The organism is Enterococcus sp. DIV1368b (assembly GCF_050529595.1).
Taxonomy (GTDB): domain Bacteria; phylum Bacillota; class Bacilli; order Lactobacillales; family Enterococcaceae; genus Enterococcus_B; species Enterococcus_B mundtii.
Genome location: NZ_CP172883.1, coordinates 772,775 through 789,842, shown reverse-complemented (window position 1 = coordinate 789,842; position 17,068 = coordinate 772,775). Strand labels below are relative to the sequence as shown.

Genomic DNA, 17,068 nt, shown 5'->3' with positions numbered 1-17,068 from the left:
AGACTGTCAACCTCTCATGTTAGGTTTCCTTACATAAGAAACGGTTTTTTTTATAAAAAAACTTGATCCACTTCTAAATGAAGTCGATCAAGCTCGTATTTTCTTATTATTTCATTTTTAAAATAACTCATCTTTTTTTAGCCATTTTGAATTTTTATTCGCAAACCCACGTACTTCATAGCTATTTTGTTCTTCAATGAAGTGTTCATCTAATACAAGTGTCTGCCGTCTCAACTCACTTAATGTTTGTCCTTGGTCACTCGGCACAAGTTTCGTATAAGGAAGCATCAACTCCATCAACTGCCGTTTGATGGCCTCGATCAAGCGTTCTTTCCCCTCTTGTGTCTGAGCAGAAATCAAGACATTCGGAAATAAAGTCGGTGTAAACCCTGCTGTATCGATCTGGTCTGATTTATTATACACAGTCAATACAGGCATTTCTTTCATATCTAACTCATCCATCAACTTTAAAACCGTTTGTTCTTGCAAGATTCGATCAGAAGAACTTGCATCGACAACATGGAGCAAGAGATCCATCCCTTGACTTTCTTCAAGGGTTGAATGGAACGCATCAATCAACTGGGTGGGCAGATCTTGGATAAAACCAACGGTATCCGTTACAGTCAATTCGAATCCTTCCGCAAAACGCCATTTTTTCGTCAGCGGATCAAGGGTGGCAAATAGTTGATCTTTCGCATATGATTCGGCCTGCGTCAATAAATTAAGGATTGTTGATTTACCCGCATTCGTGTAACCGATCAAACCAATTTGAAACACTTCACTACTTTGTCTTTTTTGCCGATTACGTTCTCGATGGGCCTCCACTGCTTTTAGCTCTCTTTTTACGCCTAAGATCTTGTTGCGGATATGCCGACGATCCGTTTCCAGTTTCGTTTCTCCTGGTCCCCTTGTACCGATCCCACCACCAAGACGAGAAAGCGACTCGCCTTGTCCAGCAAGACGAGGTAGTAGGTATTGCAATTGCGCCAATTCGACTTGCAGTTTTCCTTCTTTAGATCGCGCACGCATCGCAAAGATATCCAAGATCAATTGGACTCGATCAATGACCGGCGCCCCTACTGCATCGGTAATCAGCTGACTTTGACGCGGAGTCAATTCGTGGTTGAATATGACAAGATCTGCCTCATAAGCATCTGCTAATTGAGTCAATTCTTGAAGCTTTCCTTTACCGATCAACGTTTGACGATCCACTTGCGGTCGTTTTTGCGTGAGTCTATATACGACTTCACCAGCTGCTGTATCGATCAATTGTTCCAATTCTTTCATTGATTCAGCAAAATATCGCTGATTTTCTTCCGTTTCCACACCAACAATGATTACTTTTTCTTTTGCTTCTCTCATGTCCTCACCTCTTTCAGCCAACCTTCGATGGCATTTTCGATCTCTGCTAGATCTGTCGGTTTTTTCAAGAGATCGAACCAATGCGCCGTCAAGCGATTACGAAACCAAGTCAGTTGTCGTTTGGCATAGCGCCGAGAGTTCAATTTGATTTGTTCGACTGCCTCATCTAGAGTGATATTTTCTTCAAAATAAGGAAAGAATTCTTTATAGCCGATCCCTTGACTGGCTTGAACCGCCCCTAATTCATAGACCTTTCTTGCTTCTGCAATCAATCCCTCTGTGAGCATTTGATCCACTCGTTGGTTGATTCTACTATAAAGGAACTCACGCTCCGTATCCAGACCGATCATATAATAATCATACAAGCACTCAGGTCTTTCTTTCGGTGCCATGATACTGTAGCCTGTTGTCTCAAATACTTCTAATGCGCGAATCACTTTTCGCTGATTATTCCAATGGATTTTTCCCGCCGCAAGCGGATCGCGTTCATTCAAATAAGCCCAAAGTTGTTCTTTTCCTAGTTCTTCAGCCATTTTTTCATATTTCTCTCGAATAGCAGAATCCGTTTCTTCATTTGCTCCTAATTGAAAATCGTACAATAACGATTGAATATATAAACCGGTGCCACCGACGATGATCGGCAAATGTCCTCTTTCGGTGATTTCCTTGATCAACTTGCGACCTGCCTGTTGAAAATCCGCTGCCGAATACTGCTGGTCTGGCTCGATCACATCAATCAAATGATGAGGAATCCCCATCATTTCAGCTGGCTTGATTTTTGCCGTACCGATATCCAGATGTTTATAAATTTGTAAGGAATCTCCACTGATGATCTCGCCGTTGAATTTTTGGGCAAGTGTCACACTTAACGCTGTTTTACCAACTGCTGTGGGTCCTACGATCACTAATACTTTTTCCATATGGCTCCTACTTTTTCATTAATTGTTTAACATACCAAGCACGTTCAGGAAAGTCTGTGATGAGTGCATCCACAGGTTCCTTTAATCCTCTTTCAAGCTCTTCTGTCGTATTGACTGTCCAAAGACGAATACGCTTTGTAAACTCTTGTATTTCCTGAGGATGCGCAAATGCCCAAGTTGCTTTAGGGTGAAGACCTTCAATAAAAGGTAAGGTCTTAGCTAGATCTAATTTTTTCATTGAATCACTCATTAAAAGATCCAGTTGTGCGTCTGGTTCGATGACGGATAAACGTTCTAATGAACGAAGGTTGAAACTACAATAAGCATGACGAAACGGCCACTCATTTTTTGTCATGAGTTCAGACACTTGTGCTTCGATCCCCTCATACTCATACTTGTCCGTTTTGATTTCAATCATCAATGTTCCTCGATAATTTTTTTGGAGAAGTAGCGAGAGTACTTCTTTTAGCGCAGGGATTTTCGCTGCTGGGAAATCTTTACTAAACCAACTACCTGCATTCAATTTTTTCAGCTCTTCGAGAGTCTTTTCTCGAACAAGGCCTTTGCCGTTGGTTGTTCGATCAACGGTTTCATCATGGATAACGATTACTTGACCGTCCTTACTAAGATGGACATCTAGCTCGATCCCGTCCGCCCCCACTCTTACTGCTTCAGAAAAGGCGGGCAATGTATTTTCCGGATGGGTTCCTTTACTTCCTCGATGTGCATAAATCTGTACCATAGTCCTCACTCCGATCATCCCTATTTTACCACAGGAACAAAAAAGAAAAAGCTTGGACTCCTTGTAAGTGCCCAAACTTTTACTTTATCAAAATGTTTAGTTTCTCTTATCCTTGAACAAACAATATGTTTTGTTTAGCTCCACACATCATCTTTTGAGAAAAAGCCGATTGGTTGTCTCGTCGTATTTTTCAACTGGGATTTTTTCTCATTGATCATTGCGGTCAAATTATCTGTAAAGTTTTCCAAAATGACACGCCCACCTTTGTAAGCATAGCCGCCGATCTTCATCGTTTCATCCGGTGAAAGAATCACTTTGCGGTGAGCGATATTTTGGAATAATTCATCTAAAATATAATTTGGTAAATAAAAATTATTTTGTGCAGAAAATGATTGCAGATACGCAAAGTCATCGATTGTGATATAACAATCGTCAAAAGCATCAAAGCTGACATATTCTTCCAACAAGCTCGCACGCTTTTGGAGAATCTCATTGATTTTTTTATTTAATTGATTCAATGTTTCGATTTCTTTGACTTTCAGTTCCAATTCGCGTCTACGTTGCTCTTTATTCTCAAGATGACGCATTTGGATCGCCATCCCTAAGTAGACTAAGATCGCTCCTACTAATACACCGATAAAACCTGTGATAGCAATTACCAATTACGGTTCCTCCTTCTTATTGATTTCTTTTTTATCATAACATAAACTCACTTTATGAGACTAGCTCTCGGAAAGTTTTTTCATTTGACCTTTATTGACCAAAAATGTATACTACTTTGTAGGTAATCAAAATCAATTTATGTTACACTATTTCTAAACAAATCAAGGAGGAACCTTATTATGAATTTAATTCCTACAGTTATTGAACAATCCTCACGTGGGGAAAGAGCCTACGATATTTACTCACGTTTACTGAAAGACCGCATCATCATGTTGAGTGGACAAGTAACAGATGATTTAGCAAACTCAATCATCGCACAATTACTATTTCTAGATGCACAAGATTCTGAAAAAGACATTTACATCTATATCAACTCACCTGGTGGTTCTGTGACTGCTGGAATGGCCATCTATGACACAATGAATTTTGTCAAAGCAGATGTCCAAACAATCGTTATGGGGATGGCTGCTTCAATGGGAAGTTTCTTATTGACTGCCGGAACAAAAGGGAAACGATTTGCTTTACCAAATGCTGAAATCATGATCCACCAACCACTTGGTGGCGCACAAGGACAAGCAACAGAAATTGAAATCGCTGCGCGTCATATCTTACAAACCCGCGAACGTTTGAATAAAATCTTAGCGGAACGTACTGGTCAACCAATCGAAGTGATTGAAAAAGACACAGATCGTGACAACTATATGACTGCTGAACAAGCCAAAGCATATGGCTTGATCGATGAAGTCATGGAAAACAGTGCTTCATTAAGCTAATCAACCTATCAAGATCAAAAAAGAAGGCCTTCATCCTTGGATGACAGACCTTCTTTTTTTGCTGTAAAAACATGTGTTAAAACTATTGTTGCCATTCTTTGAAGAATCCTTCTGCATGTTTTTGTCCCATTTCGATATAATGCGTGATATTCTGTTTATTTTTTTGGATTTCTTCTTCTGTTAACGGACGGATTACCTTGGCTGGTCGACCAAAAGCTAAAACATTCGGTGGGATGATTTTTCCTTCTGTCACAAGTGAGCCTGCTCCGATCAAACTATTCTCCCCAATGACTGCATGGTTCAAAACAGTCGCTCCCATGCCGATCAATGCGCCTTTTTCAATTTTACAGCCATGAAGCATACATTGATGTCCGACTGTGACATTTTCAGCAATCTCAACTGGGGCATCATGATCGACATGGATGACCGTCCCATCTTGGATATTGGTTCCTTTGCCGATCTTGATCCAATTGCTGTCGCCACGAACCACTGCTTGGTACCAAACCGTGACATCTTCTCCTAATTCTACATCACCGATAACCGTCGCATTATCTGCTATAAACCTTGCCATCTTTTTCCCTCTTTTCATTTATTGAAGAAAAAAGGTCCTAGAAGGCTGTTCGCCTCTAGAAACCTCTTTTCATTATTCCGCTGCTTCAGCAAATTGGCTGTTATAAAGTTTCTCATAGAAACCGCCTTTTGCTAATAAACTTTCATGTGTTCCTTTTTCAATGATTTGGCCTTGATCCATCACTAAGATCAGATCGGCTTCACGGATCGTTGATAGACGGTGAGCGATCACAAAACTCGTTCGTCCTTCCATCACTTTATCCATTGCTTTTTGGATCAACGCTTCAAGTCTCGTATCAACGGAACTAGTCGCCTCATCCAGAATCAATATCTTCGGATCGGAAACAACCGCACGAGCAATCGTCAGCAATTGTTTTTGTCCCAACGAGACATTATCTCCTTCTGAATTGATCTCCATTTCATAACCATCAGGCATCGTTCGGATAAAATGATCGACATTCGCTGTTTTCGCTGCATCAACGATCTCATAATCTGTTGCATCTAATTTACCAAAACGAATGTTGTCGGCAATCGTTCCCTCGTACAACCAAGCATCTTGCAGTACCATCCCAAACATGGAACGAACATCACTTCGGCTCATCGCTTTCGTATCAATACCATCAATTTTGATCGCGCCATGCGTCACATCATAAAAACGCATCAATAAGTTGATCAATGTTGTTTTCCCAGCGCCCGTCGGTCCGACAACTGCCACCATTTGTCCAGCTTTCACTTCAAAGTTCAAGTCTTGGATCAAAGGTTTCTTCGGATCATAAGCAAAATCGACATGTTCAAACGAAACATTTCCATGGATCGTTTCTGGCAAAGGAACATCGGTCTTGTTTTCTTTTTCCTCAGGTTCATCTAAAATCTCAAATACCCGTTTCGTGGCTGCGGATGCACTTTGCAATACGGAAGATAATTGCGTCACATTACCCATTGGTTGGCTGATTTGCCAAATATATTGGATAAAGGCTTGTAATTGCCCAACCACAATGACTCCAGAAATCACATAAAAGCTTCCTAAAACTGCCATACCGATATACGTAGCGTAGGCAGTTAATTGTACTAACGGCATCATCAATCCAGAAATAAAGGCTGCTCGAAACCCAAAATGTTTCAAGCTATGGTTGACCTTATGAAATCCTTCAAATGTTTCTTTCTCACGACCGTATACTTTTAACACACTGAATCCAGTCATGTTTTCCTGAACATAGCCATTTAATTCACCTAAAGAATTTTGCATTTCTTGGAAATATTTTTGAGAAGCATTGATCACTCGTTTAGATATCCAAATTGACGCTGGAATCATGATCATTGAAATCAACGCCATGACCGGTTGGATATAAAACATCATCGCTGCTGCCATCGTAATCCCTAAGATTGCATTGACGATACCGATAAAGGCTTGTTGCAAGGCACCACTAACTGCATCTACGTCATTCGTCACACGAGATAAAATATTCCCTTGTTGATTTTTATCGAAATAAGAAACCGGCAAACGATTGATTTTTTCTTCAATATCTCTACGCAAGTCTTTCATGGCACTCTGAACAACATTTGTCATCAATACCCCAGAAAGCAATTGAGAGATACTATAACCTGTACCAACCACCGCGATCCAAATCAAACAGTTGATGATATAAGAAAAATTGATTGCCTCATTATTCACTAGATTTTTGCTGATTTCTGTTGTTGGAAGCCCGACGACATAAGGCAATGCCGCATTGAAAGCCACCGTTAAAAATGTAAATAGTAGCACGAAGATAAACGTCAATCGATAAGGACGGATATAGCGAGCTAAACGTTTAAATGAAGCGAAGGTTTTTTTCATGCTAGTTCCTCCTTCGATAATTGAGAAGCGGCAATGTCGTAATAAATCGGACAATTTTCTAGTAGTTCACGATGTGTGCCCATGCCTACTACTTCTCCTTCATTCAATACGATGATCTTATCGGCGTGCATGATCGTACCCACACGTTGTGCAACGATCAATACAGTTGATTCAGTTGTTTCTTTTTTCAATCTCGCACGAAGTTTTGCATCCGTTTGATAATCAAGTGCTGAAAAACTATCATCGAAAATATAGATTTCTGGTCGACGGATGATTGCCCGAGCAATGGCTAACCGTTGCTTCTGCCCACCTGAGAAGTTTGCGCCACCTTCAGAAAGATGTTCATCATAACCGTCCGCTTTTTTAGAAATAAAATCAGTCGCCTGCGCAATATCAGCCGCACGTTCCATTTCCTCTTGCGTTGCATCTTCTTTTCCGTATCTCAAGTTTTCAGCGATCGTCCCAGTAAACAATAGTGCTTTCTGTGGAATAAACCCGATTTTTTGTCTTAGTTTACTCAACTTGTACTTACGCACATCTACACCGTCAATCAGGATCTCACCATGAGTAACATCATAAAAACGTGGAATCAATTGGATCAATGTAGACTTCCCGCTACCTGTACTACCAATAAATGCCACTGTTTCACCAGGTGAAGCAGTAAAGCTGACGTTGCGAATCACTGGTTCTTGCGAATGTCCAGGGTAAGCGAAGGTCACATTTTTAAATTCGATGTAGCCTTTCGTTTTTGTTTCTGATATGCCATTTGGATCTTCAACAATAGCAGGAGCAGCATTTAGAGCTTCTTGGATACGACTAGCAGAGACTGCTGCTCGTGGATACATCATAAACACACTCGCAAACAACATAAATGAAAACAACGCGTGGAAAATATACTCAATAAAAGCAATTAGATTCCCTACTTGCAACTGTCCATCTGCAATTTGTAGCGTACCGCTCCAAATAATCAAAATCATCACGATATTGAATAAGAAGAAAAAGCCAGGTTGGGCAACCGCCATCAAGCGAAAGAGGCTTTTAGAACTTGAAGCATAATTCTCGTTGACTTTTTCAAATCTTTTTTCTTCAAATTTTTCATTTACAAACGCGCGGATAACGCGTAGACCTGATAGGTTTTCACGTAGAATACTATTGATCCTGTCTAAATTCTTTTGTTGGATTTTTGATAAAGGTTCAGAAAACTTAGCAATCCCAACAACAGCCAATAATAAGAATGGCAATGCACCAATCACGTATAAACCAAGAGATGGACTTGTTCGCATAACCATATACAAACTAACAACAAACATCATCGGTGCCATAAAACCGATTCTTAAAATATTTTGTAGAAACAACATGATTTGATACGCATCATTGGTCGTACGAGTGATCAATGATGATACGCCTAGTGTTTCATACTCTTGATGTGAATACGTTTGGATATGTTTGAACAGATCATCACGAATGTCTGCAACGATATTCGTCGTGATCCTTGACCCAAAATAACCTAAAAATATATTCATTATGATCCCGATCACAGTAATCACGATCATCAATAGTCCTTGTTGTTTCACATAGTCAAAATCATCGTTGAGGATTCCAACATCGATCATGCGCGCTAAAATAGTTGGTAGACCTAGTTCGATCAGAATAAAGCCGAACACACAAATAAAATTCAACACCAAATATTTTTTGTAGCGCATGGTGTAATGCCACATTAACTTCACTTTATCATCTCCTTTAAATATTCTATCTTGCCATTACTTTCAATAGTAGCACAATCTACTACTTTATAGAACACTACATTTTTTAAAAAGAATTTTTTCTGAAAAATATTTTCTCTTCGTACGTTTTTTCATTTTACAGTGACCGTTTTCTATACTTATCTCTTGATTTATGCTAGAATAGCAATTAACTATTGTATGTTTCATACAGAGGATCCGAGTAAAAAATATTCCAATTGGATAAGCAAATGCGAGGCTTGTCTCTTTAAGGAGAATCAAGTATTTTTCTTAAAGTATAAAAAAACATAGGTGGCTTGTCCCCTCGTTTTGTGTTGTCCAAAAAATACGCTAAATTACTGCTTTAAGCAGATAAAGGAGACATAAACCATGATTTACAAAGTTTATTATCAAGAGTCAAAAATCCGTAACCCAAAACGTGAAGAAACACAATCGCTATACATCGAAGCAAACAGCGATGTTGAAGCACGCCAACGAGTGGAAGAAAATACCCCATACAATATCGAATTCGTACAACTTCTAGAAGGTAACCATCTAGAATACGAAAAAGAAAACCCAGCATTCACATTAGTGGAGTTTTAAGATGAAACTTTCCATCAAAAATAATGAGACAGGCGTCTTTGCGATTGGTGGATTAGGTGAAATCGGGAAAAATACGTATGGGGTACAATTCCAAGATGAAATCATTATCATCGACGCTGGAATCAAGTTTCCAGAAGATGAACTGCTTGGCATTGACTACGTCATTCCTGATTACAACTATATCGTACAAAACATACACAAAATCAAAGCTTTAGTGATCACTCATGGACACGAAGACCATATTGGTGGGATACCTTACTTATTAAAGCAAGCAAATATCCCGATCTACGCTGGCCCTCTAGCTTTAGCTTTGATCACAAATAAACTGGACGAACATGGCTTACTTCGTGACGCTGTGCTAAATGAAATCAATGAAGACACTGTGATCCGTTTCAGAAAAACATCCGTCAGCTTTTTCCGAACGACCCATAGTATTCCGGATGCTTTAGGTGTGGTTGTCAAAACACCTTCTGGTAACATCGTGGCTACTGGAGATTTCAAGTTCGATTTTACACCTGTAGGAGAACCAGCAAATTTGCATAAAATGGCTCGTATCGGAGAAGAAGGCGTTCTTTGCCTCCTTTCAGATAGTACCAATGCAGAGATTCCAACGTTTACGAAATCAGAAAAAACGATTGGCCTTTCTATTTTGAAAATATTTGAGAAAATCGAAGGTCGGATCATTTTTGCCAGCTTTGCTTCCAATATCTTCCGTCTACAACAAGCAGCGGAAGCCGCTGTAGCAACGGGTAGAAAAATTGCTGTTTTCGGGCGTAGTATGGAAAATGCGATCGTCAACGGACAACGTCTCGGCTACATCAAAGTGCCTGACGGTACCTTTGTCGATGCGCATGAAATCAATCGTTTGCCTGCAAATGAAACAATGATCCTATGTACAGGTTCGCAAGGTGAACCAATGGCTGCATTGAGCCGCATTGCGAATGGTACCCATCGTCAAATCCAAATCCAACCAGATGATACGGTGATTTTTTCTAGCTCACCGATCCCAGGTAATACAACAAGTGTGAACCACTTGATCAACTTATTGTCTGAAGCTGGTGCTGAAGTAATTCATGGAAAAATCAATAATATCCACACATCTGGTCATGGTGGTCAAGAAGAACAAAAATTGATGCTTCGTTTGATGAAGCCAAAATATTTTGTACCGGTGCATGGTGAGTTTCGGATGTTGAAGATCCATGCCTCTCTTGCACAAGACACAGGTGTACCAGCTGAGAATTGTTTTATCATGGAAAACGGTGATGTATTAGCATTGACAAGTGATTCTGCTCGTTTAGCTGGAAAATTCGTCGCTGGCGATGTGTATATCGATGGCAGTGGAATCGGTGATATCGGTAATGTTGTTTTACGAGATCGTCATTTACTTTCAGAAGAAGGACTCGTTCTTGCAGTGACAACTGTCGATATCAAGAAAAAAGAAATTCTAGCTGGACCAGATATCCTTTCTCGTGGCTTCGTCTATATGCGTGAATCAGGGGATATGATCAATGAAGCGCAACGCATTTTGTTCCACGCATTGCGTGATGTGCTAAATGCCCCCGACTGTTCGGAGCACAAATTAAAAGAAGCGATGGTCGGTGCATTACAACCTTACTTGTTCGATCGTACAGAAAGACATCCAATGATCATCCCTATGGTGATGACACCGGATCAAAACTAACTTAAAAGCGAGGTCGGGCCAGAAGTGTTCAGCCTCGATAAATAAGGCGCCAGCCACGAAATTTGTTCTTCAAATTTTTGTGGTTGGCGCCTTGTTTATCGAAGCGGTTCTTCTGTTCCCGCCGTTTATTCGGTTTTAGGTGGTGAGAATTAATGTCCTACTCCCGGTTTTTTATAAAAAAAGCGAGAGCCACAAAAATGTGAAAGAACAATTTTTGTGGGTCTCGTCTTATTTTTCGAGGGAAACATGTTGGTTTCAACCTCTGTCATCAATTACTTGGTTCGCTCCATGACAAAGCAAGCCTCATAACAGTATATTTTCGTATAGATTACGCTTTTTCAACGTTTGTAGCTTGTGGGCCACGATCTGAATCTTCTACGTCAAAAGTAACTGCTTGACCTTCTTCTAATGTTTTGAATCCGTCACCTTGGATTGCTGAAAAATGTACGAATACGTCGCTTCCATCTTCACGTGAGATAAAACCAAATCCTTTTTCAGCGTTGAACCATTTAACTGTTCCGTTTTCCATTAATAATACCCTCCTCGTGCCAAAGCACTTATTTGATTGTAACATTGCTCGTGTACGATAGAGGTGCAACAGATGTTTCAACTTCTATTCCCAAACAAAATTACATTATAATTGTACACTTGGTTGTTTTTTTTTGCAAGAAAGCTACATCATTCTTTTTCCATTAATCCTTCTTCACGCAAACTAAAGTATTGTTTGCTGCCAATAATCAGATGGTCAAGAACTTCGATCCCCATCATCTCTCCACATTCCTGAATGCGTCGTGTCAATCGCATGTCTTGCTTGGACGGAAGAACGTTGCCGCTGGATAGCGATAGGTAAACCTTTGATATTATCGCCAGTTTTTCCCCCACTTCACACCGTGCGTACGACTTTCACCGTACACGGCGTTCCCCCGTTAGTTCATTACTTCATGTTTGTCTCAGTCCGGTTTTAAATTGATTACTGAATGAAATTTTTGTGTTTCCTACTGCTACTCGCAATTTATTGACTTTCTCTAATTCCGAATCCGACAAGTTAAGGTCTTGCAAATAAGATAGAAGTGTGTCTTCACGTGTTGCGTGAATCAATCGATGAATGGTATCGCTAATCAAAACGAGATTAGAGTATCGATCATCTTTTGATTTGATCCATGGGATTTTATGGTGACAGTGCATTTGTATGACATCCAGTTCTTCACCTGTAACCGCACATTTTCCTTGTTGGGTCACAAATAGAGAAATACGATTATCGTTAAACTCAATTGTTGCTCGTTCGCCAATCACTGGATGGCTTCTAAGCCATTGAAGTGCTTGCACTGAAACTACTTGAAGCTTTTTATGAATCAGTTTTCTACCTTCTTCTGTATACTTACACACACCGTTGTGCTTCATTAAAGCCGTTCTCGTCTTTATAAAACCAATCGGTATAATCGGTATATCGTTAATATACCTTGTCATTTTCGATTTTAGATACGGTCGAATACCTTTATCACGAGTTTTATATTTTGATGTCTTCTTTATTCCCAAGTATTTAAATCTGTGCTTCTCAACTTGGGTTAATTGATACTGGATCGGCATCAAATCGGCATTGACTTGTGTTGCGATTTGATAATAATTGTGAATCCCGATAACCATACTATTGTAAATGTTTAGGTGACGGGTAACATCATTGCCGTTTGGTGCTTTTTATATCAATTTTATCTGATCTTTGAGCTGTTTCTTGATCCTCTTTTTGGCTTTATCACAAATATGGGATTGGCAAACATAATTCTTACGTCCCATTCTGTCGTATCCTTTACGTTCCATTTTCAATTCAAATCCAAGAAACTCACTACTTTTCTTTTTCAGATTTGTAATCTTTGATTTTTCTGGAGAGATAGGTAGTTTTAACCGTTCTTCCAACCACATTTTGCTTGCTGTAAAAATCTTTTCAGCATTTGCTCTTGTAGTTGTAAAGATTTTAAAGTCATCTGCGTAACGGACTATATACATTTCTTTTAGTGTTGACGTTTTTCTCAACCGTTTATATCTATGTTGGTGATTCCATCTTTCAGCCTTTTCGTTGTAATAGTCATTAATGTTTTCACAATTGAAACTTTCCCATTGTTTCGCGATCCACCAATCAAATTCATTCAAATTGATGTTTGCCAACAACGGGGAAAGAATCCCGCCTTGTGGTGTCCCTTTCGTTGGATAGATCGTTTCTCCATTAGGCATTTGGATAGGTGCTTTTAACATTTTACGCAAAATCACGAGTAGTTGTTTGTCTTGTATTCCCAATGTCCATATCTGTCGCAATAATTTTGTATGATCGACTTCATCGAAGAATCCTTTGATGTCTACATCGACTACATATTGCATTTTTGCTCGATTAATTCGCCCCGCCGCTGTAGAAACAGCGTTTTCTGCTGAACGGTTTGGTCGAAAGCCAAAGCTGTGTTTATAAAACTTTGGTTCACAGATTGGTTCAAGGACTTGTAGGATACATTGTTGTGCGACTCTATCCCACATTGATGGGATTCCTAGTGGTCTGGTTTTCCCATTCGGCTTGGGAATCTCTACTCGTTTTACTTTTCGAGGATTGTAATGAGTGAAACGTTTCCTGACTTTGTTGACAAACTCCTCTGTATCCAGCTTCTCGATATCGTAGATAGTCACCTTATCTATTCCAGGTGTCGCACTACCATTATTACGTTTGATATTTCGATAGGCTAGAAGAATATTATCTGTTGAGGTGATGATCGTCATCAAGTTTTTAAATTTTTCGCCCTTATTACTTCGCTCATAGATTGAATCGAAGACTTCGGTCATACCATAATATTCCGCATGGCGTAACCGTGTGTTTTTCATTCTAGGGATCTTCTTAAAACTTTCTTTCAAGGTCTATCACGCTCCTTATAGGTACGTGACCTTTTGAGTCATACCAGAATCCTTTGCTATGACTGAGTTGAAGTATATCAAACTAACGGCTAGAGGCTGTTGCTCCATCTCCATTACAGAAATTTCTTCGCTCGTGCCTCCACTCTCACTGCCACAAATTTAAGTTTCCTCTTTATGATTCCCCTTAAAATCGCTTCATTGAGTATACTCTCTCCACGATGACAGCTTTCCACGTTCCCTTTGCTTTATCTTATGTCTTGACTTAGGTGCCAACTCTTACCCAATGTTCTCTCCACAGCCTGTAACTGTGCATGGAGCTTTCGGAACCACCATAGGTACTCGCCCACGGAACATAACTAACCTACTGTTAGCCTTACCCATTTCTAGGTATTCGCCACTTATGGATATTTCATTCGCTGGTTCGTCAGTGTTTCACCACATTCTCACCTTATCAAGTTTAACGACTCCCGACCTATCTGATACACCCTCTACCGCTAGAGAGATTTCGTTGCAGTTCACTATTTTAATCAACAGACGGTATCTTTCAGCCGACTTCACCGAGATTCACACCTCATTCCCAATATATGAAATGACGCATGCCGGAGTATCAGAGTAAGCGCTTCAGGACGTTACTCCTTCATTTCACCTATCAAGCAAAGAGTTCACGACTCTCTTATTTCTGAGAGGACGTGCGTAATCTTTTCAATTACGAACGTGTCTCACGATGATTATGAGCAAGTACAAGCCGTGCTGCTGAATAGCGGACTGCGTAATGGAACACTTCACGTGGATGTGCGATTGTCTGATCCAATGACCCGATGAATAAGGTTTTCTTTAGTAAGATTTGATTTTTGGTATCGAGATAGATGCAAACTAAATGTTCTTGTTTTTGATCTTTTAGTTCTAGGATCAATTCTTTTGCCAATTCATAACTCGCATGGACAGTCGTCGTTTGACGCAACTGATCGACTTGTATCCGTCGACCAAGCTCGATCAATGCTTTGATCTCTAAGGCTTTGACCCGACCAATCCCACGAACCGCTTCTAATTCTGCTAGTGTTGCTTGTCTCAAGAGCGCTAAACCACCAAATTTCTTCAATAACGTACCCGCAACTTCTAATACATTATACGGATGCTGACCAGTCCGAAGCAAAATGGCTAAAAGCTCTTGATCTGATAACGCATCCTCTCCATAAGTCTCCATCCTCTCCCTTGGTAGAGACGTAGCGGGTACTGTTTGAAGCAAATTTTTTTCCATAAAAAACCTCCTTTCCCGTGCGCTCAAAATAAGATACGAAAAAGGAGGATATTTATTTTATTTTTATTTGATCAATGCCGGAACTTCGTGAAGTGAAGAAACAATCGCTGTTGTCTTAGCGGCTAATTCATCAGAAGGCGCTAGTAAATCTGGCACCATGATTACTGGGATTCCTGCACCATACGCTGCTAGTACCCCATTTTGTGAATCTTCTAATATCAATGTCTCCGCTTTTTCAGTACCTAAAAACGCCTGGGCATGTAAAAAGATTTCTGGATCTGGTTTTGCACGTTTGACATTTTCAGCTGAGACGATCGTATCAAAACGATGACGTAGATTATTTTTTTCTAGCAACAGTTCAATGACATGTCGCTGATTACTTGATGCGACTACTTTTGGGATATCTTTTTCTTCCAAAAAGTTCAAGAATTCTAAAACACCTGGTTTTAATTCAACTTGACCTAAGGCAAAACGATCAAGCGTTTCTTGATAGGAATCGTCGATAAATTTTTGGACAGTTTCTCGACCAAAGTTTGCAAAAATAGTATGGTAGTTCGCCCAAACTTCTTCATCAGAAACGCCTAAAAATCGCAAGTAAAGATCTTTGTCATAGGGAAACCCCATCCGATCGGCTACTGTTTGGGATGCCTCATAATAAACGATCTCTGTATCAAATAATAAGCCATCCATATCAAAAATCACTGCATTAACTTTCATTTTTTCCTCCCAACTGTACAAGCAAACGTCGCACTTCCGAAATAAAATAGAGTGAACCTGTCACTACAAGAACATCCTCAGCCGTCATCTTCTCCAAGATCTCTGCAAGCCCAAATTGCCACATTGAAACAATCGTAACTTTCTCATCAGTCGTTGCTTGGATATCCGACAGCTCGATTGCTTTAGGATAATCAAAAGTAGTGACGTAAATTGTTGCGTCTGGTACTTCTTGTAATTGGTGTAACATTTTATCAACCTCTTTTGTTCGTAAAGCAGAGAACAAAAGATGGATATGATAGCCTTTGAATTCTTGTTTAAGATTTTGGACTAAACGTGCCATCGCATGGGTATTATGCGCCCCATCTAAAATCACTAAGGGTTCTTCACTTAATCGTTCCATACGACCTGGCCATTGCGCCTTTTTCAAGCCATTGATCACGTCTTTTTCACGGAATGGAAGATTCATCCGTCCACAATAGATTTGATACATTTCAATCGCCATACCCGCATTTTCAACTTGATGTCTCCCAATCATATGGATGATCAACTTAGGGATTTTGCCAAACTCATTTTGGAATGAAAAAATTTCGCCCCACTCTTCTGCCGGATGTTTGTAACTGACTGTGTAAGCCTCTCCCCATGCGTGTTGTGTAGCATTTTTTAATTTTGCTTGTTTTTCGATCACTGCCAAGGCTTCAGGTACGATATTTCCAGTGACCAGTGGCACATTTTGTTTGATGATCCCTGCTTTTTGAGCAGCGATTTCTTCGATCGTGTCGCCCAAAATATCTGTATGATCCATACCAATCGTTGTGATACCCGTCAACAAAGGTTTCGCTACGTTTGTTGAGTCGAGTAAACCACCCAATCCCACTTCAATGATCGCGACGTCCACTTGTTCTTCCAAGAAATAATCAAATGCCATAGCAGTCAACGTTTCAAATTCGGTAATGCCAGCTACTGCTTCAAATTGATCCATCTGCTCAACTAGCGGTTGATATTTCTTTACTAGTCGAATCAATGATTCATCAGGAATGCCTTGTCCATTGATCGAAATGCGCTCATTGAAGGATTCGATATATGGGGAGGTAAATGTTCCGACTGTCAAGCCGGCTTCTTCTAATAAATATCTTAAATAAGTCACTGTTGAACCTTTGCCATTCGTCCCTGCAATATGGATCGTTTTGACTTTTTCTTCTGGGTGTCCGACTACCTCTAATAAGGCCTCTACTCTGTCTAATCCAGGACGTGAGCCAAATGGTAATCGGCTATGGATCCAATTGATTGCTTCTTCGATTTTCACGTTACTATCCCCCCATTCCTCTTCATTATAAC

The 17,068-nt window shown here is 40.0% G+C and carries 13 protein-coding genes and 3 pseudogenes; 3 read left to right on the top strand and 13 right to left on the bottom strand.

Annotation, left to right across the window (positions count from 1 at the left end; all coding sequences use genetic code 11):
* Positions 1-117 precede the first annotated feature (117 nt).
* From hflX to IGJ19_RS03675, 4 genes are all read right to left on the bottom strand, one after another.
* Positions 118-1,362 (bottom strand): GTPase HflX, encoded by a 1,245-nt coding sequence (gene hflX / locus IGJ19_RS03690; protein ID WP_071867012.1) that lies wholly within the window; start codon positions 1,360-1,362, stop codon positions 118-120.
* Positions 1,359-2,282 (bottom strand): tRNA (adenosine(37)-N6)-dimethylallyltransferase MiaA, encoded by a 924-nt coding sequence (gene miaA, locus IGJ19_RS03685; protein WP_071867013.1) that lies wholly within the window; start codon positions 2,280-2,282, stop codon positions 1,359-1,361. Before miaA ends, hflX begins: the two co-directional genes overlap by 4 nt.
* A 7-nt stretch (positions 2,283-2,289) precedes the next feature.
* The gene (locus tag IGJ19_RS03680; RefSeq protein WP_071867014.1) at positions 2,290-3,024 is read right to left on the bottom strand and encodes a glycerophosphodiester phosphodiesterase; all 735 of its coding nucleotides are present in this window, start codon (positions 3,022-3,024) and stop codon (positions 2,290-2,292) included.
* 134 nt (positions 3,025-3,158) lie between these two features.
* Positions 3,159-3,623, bottom strand: coding sequence for a hypothetical protein (locus IGJ19_RS03675; protein ID WP_371740687.1), 465 nt, complete (start codon positions 3,621-3,623; stop codon positions 3,159-3,161).
* A gap of 243 nt (positions 3,624-3,866) precedes the next feature.
* Between IGJ19_RS03675 and clpP the strand changes: the two genes are divergently transcribed.
* On the top strand, positions 3,867-4,460 hold the full coding sequence (gene clpP, locus IGJ19_RS03670) for an ATP-dependent Clp endopeptidase proteolytic subunit ClpP (protein ID WP_010736070.1): 594 nt from the start codon (positions 3,867-3,869) through the stop codon (positions 4,458-4,460).
* Between the two features lie 82 nt (positions 4,461-4,542).
* Here clpP and IGJ19_RS03665 read toward each other — a convergent pair whose 3' ends face one another.
* The 3 genes from IGJ19_RS03665 to efrA all read right to left on the bottom strand — a co-directional run bounded on the left by IGJ19_RS03665 (position 4,543) and on the right by efrA (position 8,591).
* Positions 4,543-5,031, bottom strand: a complete 489-nt coding sequence (locus tag IGJ19_RS03665; RefSeq protein WP_062805556.1) for a gamma carbonic anhydrase family protein — start codon at positions 5,029-5,031, stop codon at positions 4,543-4,545.
* A 72-nt stretch (positions 5,032-5,103) separates the two neighbouring features.
* Positions 5,104-6,864, bottom strand: a complete 1,761-nt coding sequence (gene efrB, locus IGJ19_RS03660) for a multidrug efflux ABC transporter subunit EfrB (RefSeq protein WP_074800099.1) — start codon at positions 6,862-6,864, stop codon at positions 5,104-5,106.
* Positions 6,861-8,591: a multidrug efflux ABC transporter subunit EfrA gene (gene efrA, locus IGJ19_RS03655; protein ID WP_430604424.1), complete on the bottom strand. Its 1,731-nt coding sequence runs from the start codon at positions 8,589-8,591 to the stop codon at positions 6,861-6,863. The genes efrB and efrA overlap by 4 nt, the downstream gene beginning before the upstream one ends.
* Before the next feature lie 384 nt (positions 8,592-8,975).
* Here efrA and IGJ19_RS03650 point away from each other — a divergent pair, with 384 nt between their 5' ends.
* Both IGJ19_RS03650 and rnjA read left to right on the top strand, forming a co-directional pair.
* Positions 8,976-9,188: a DNA-directed RNA polymerase subunit epsilon gene (locus IGJ19_RS03650; protein ID WP_010736074.1), complete on the top strand. Its 213-nt coding sequence runs from the start codon at positions 8,976-8,978 to the stop codon at positions 9,186-9,188.
* A gap of 1 nt (position 9,189) precedes the next feature.
* Complete coding sequence (rnjA, locus tag IGJ19_RS03645) at positions 9,190-10,869, top strand: ribonuclease J1 (RefSeq protein WP_010736075.1); 1,680 nt, start codon at positions 9,190-9,192, stop codon at positions 10,867-10,869.
* Positions 10,870-11,197: 328 nt separating this feature from the next.
* On the opposite strand, the gene IGJ19_RS03640 is transcribed toward rnjA, so the two are convergent.
* The 6 genes and pseudogenes from IGJ19_RS03640 to IGJ19_RS03615 all read right to left on the bottom strand — a co-directional run bounded on the left by IGJ19_RS03640 (position 11,198) and on the right by IGJ19_RS03615 (position 17,036).
* On the bottom strand, positions 11,198-11,398 hold the full coding sequence (locus tag IGJ19_RS03640; protein ID WP_010736076.1) for a cold-shock protein: 201 nt from the start codon (positions 11,396-11,398) through the stop codon (positions 11,198-11,200).
* A gap of 149 nt (positions 11,399-11,547) precedes the next feature.
* Positions 11,548-11,703: pseudogene (locus IGJ19_RS03635) on the bottom strand (JAB domain-containing protein); the annotation flags it as partial.
* 105 nt (positions 11,704-11,808) lie between these two features.
* Positions 11,809-13,728, bottom strand: a pseudogene (ltrA, locus tag IGJ19_RS03630) (group II intron reverse transcriptase/maturase).
* Between the two features lie 754 nt (positions 13,729-14,482).
* Positions 14,483-15,016 (bottom strand): annotated as a pseudogene (gene radC, locus IGJ19_RS03625) (RadC family protein); the annotation flags it as partial.
* A gap of 63 nt (positions 15,017-15,079) precedes the next feature.
* On the bottom strand, positions 15,080-15,733 hold the full coding sequence (locus IGJ19_RS03620; RefSeq protein WP_260697368.1) for an HAD family hydrolase: 654 nt from the start codon (positions 15,731-15,733) through the stop codon (positions 15,080-15,082).
* Positions 15,723-17,036 carry a bifunctional folylpolyglutamate synthase/dihydrofolate synthase gene (locus IGJ19_RS03615; RefSeq protein ID WP_260697367.1) on the bottom strand — a complete coding sequence of 438 codons (1,314 nt, stop codon included), beginning with the start codon at positions 17,034-17,036 and terminating at the stop codon, positions 15,723-15,725. Before IGJ19_RS03615 ends, IGJ19_RS03620 begins: the two co-directional genes overlap by 11 nt.
* Positions 17,037-17,068: the final 32 nt, after the last annotated feature.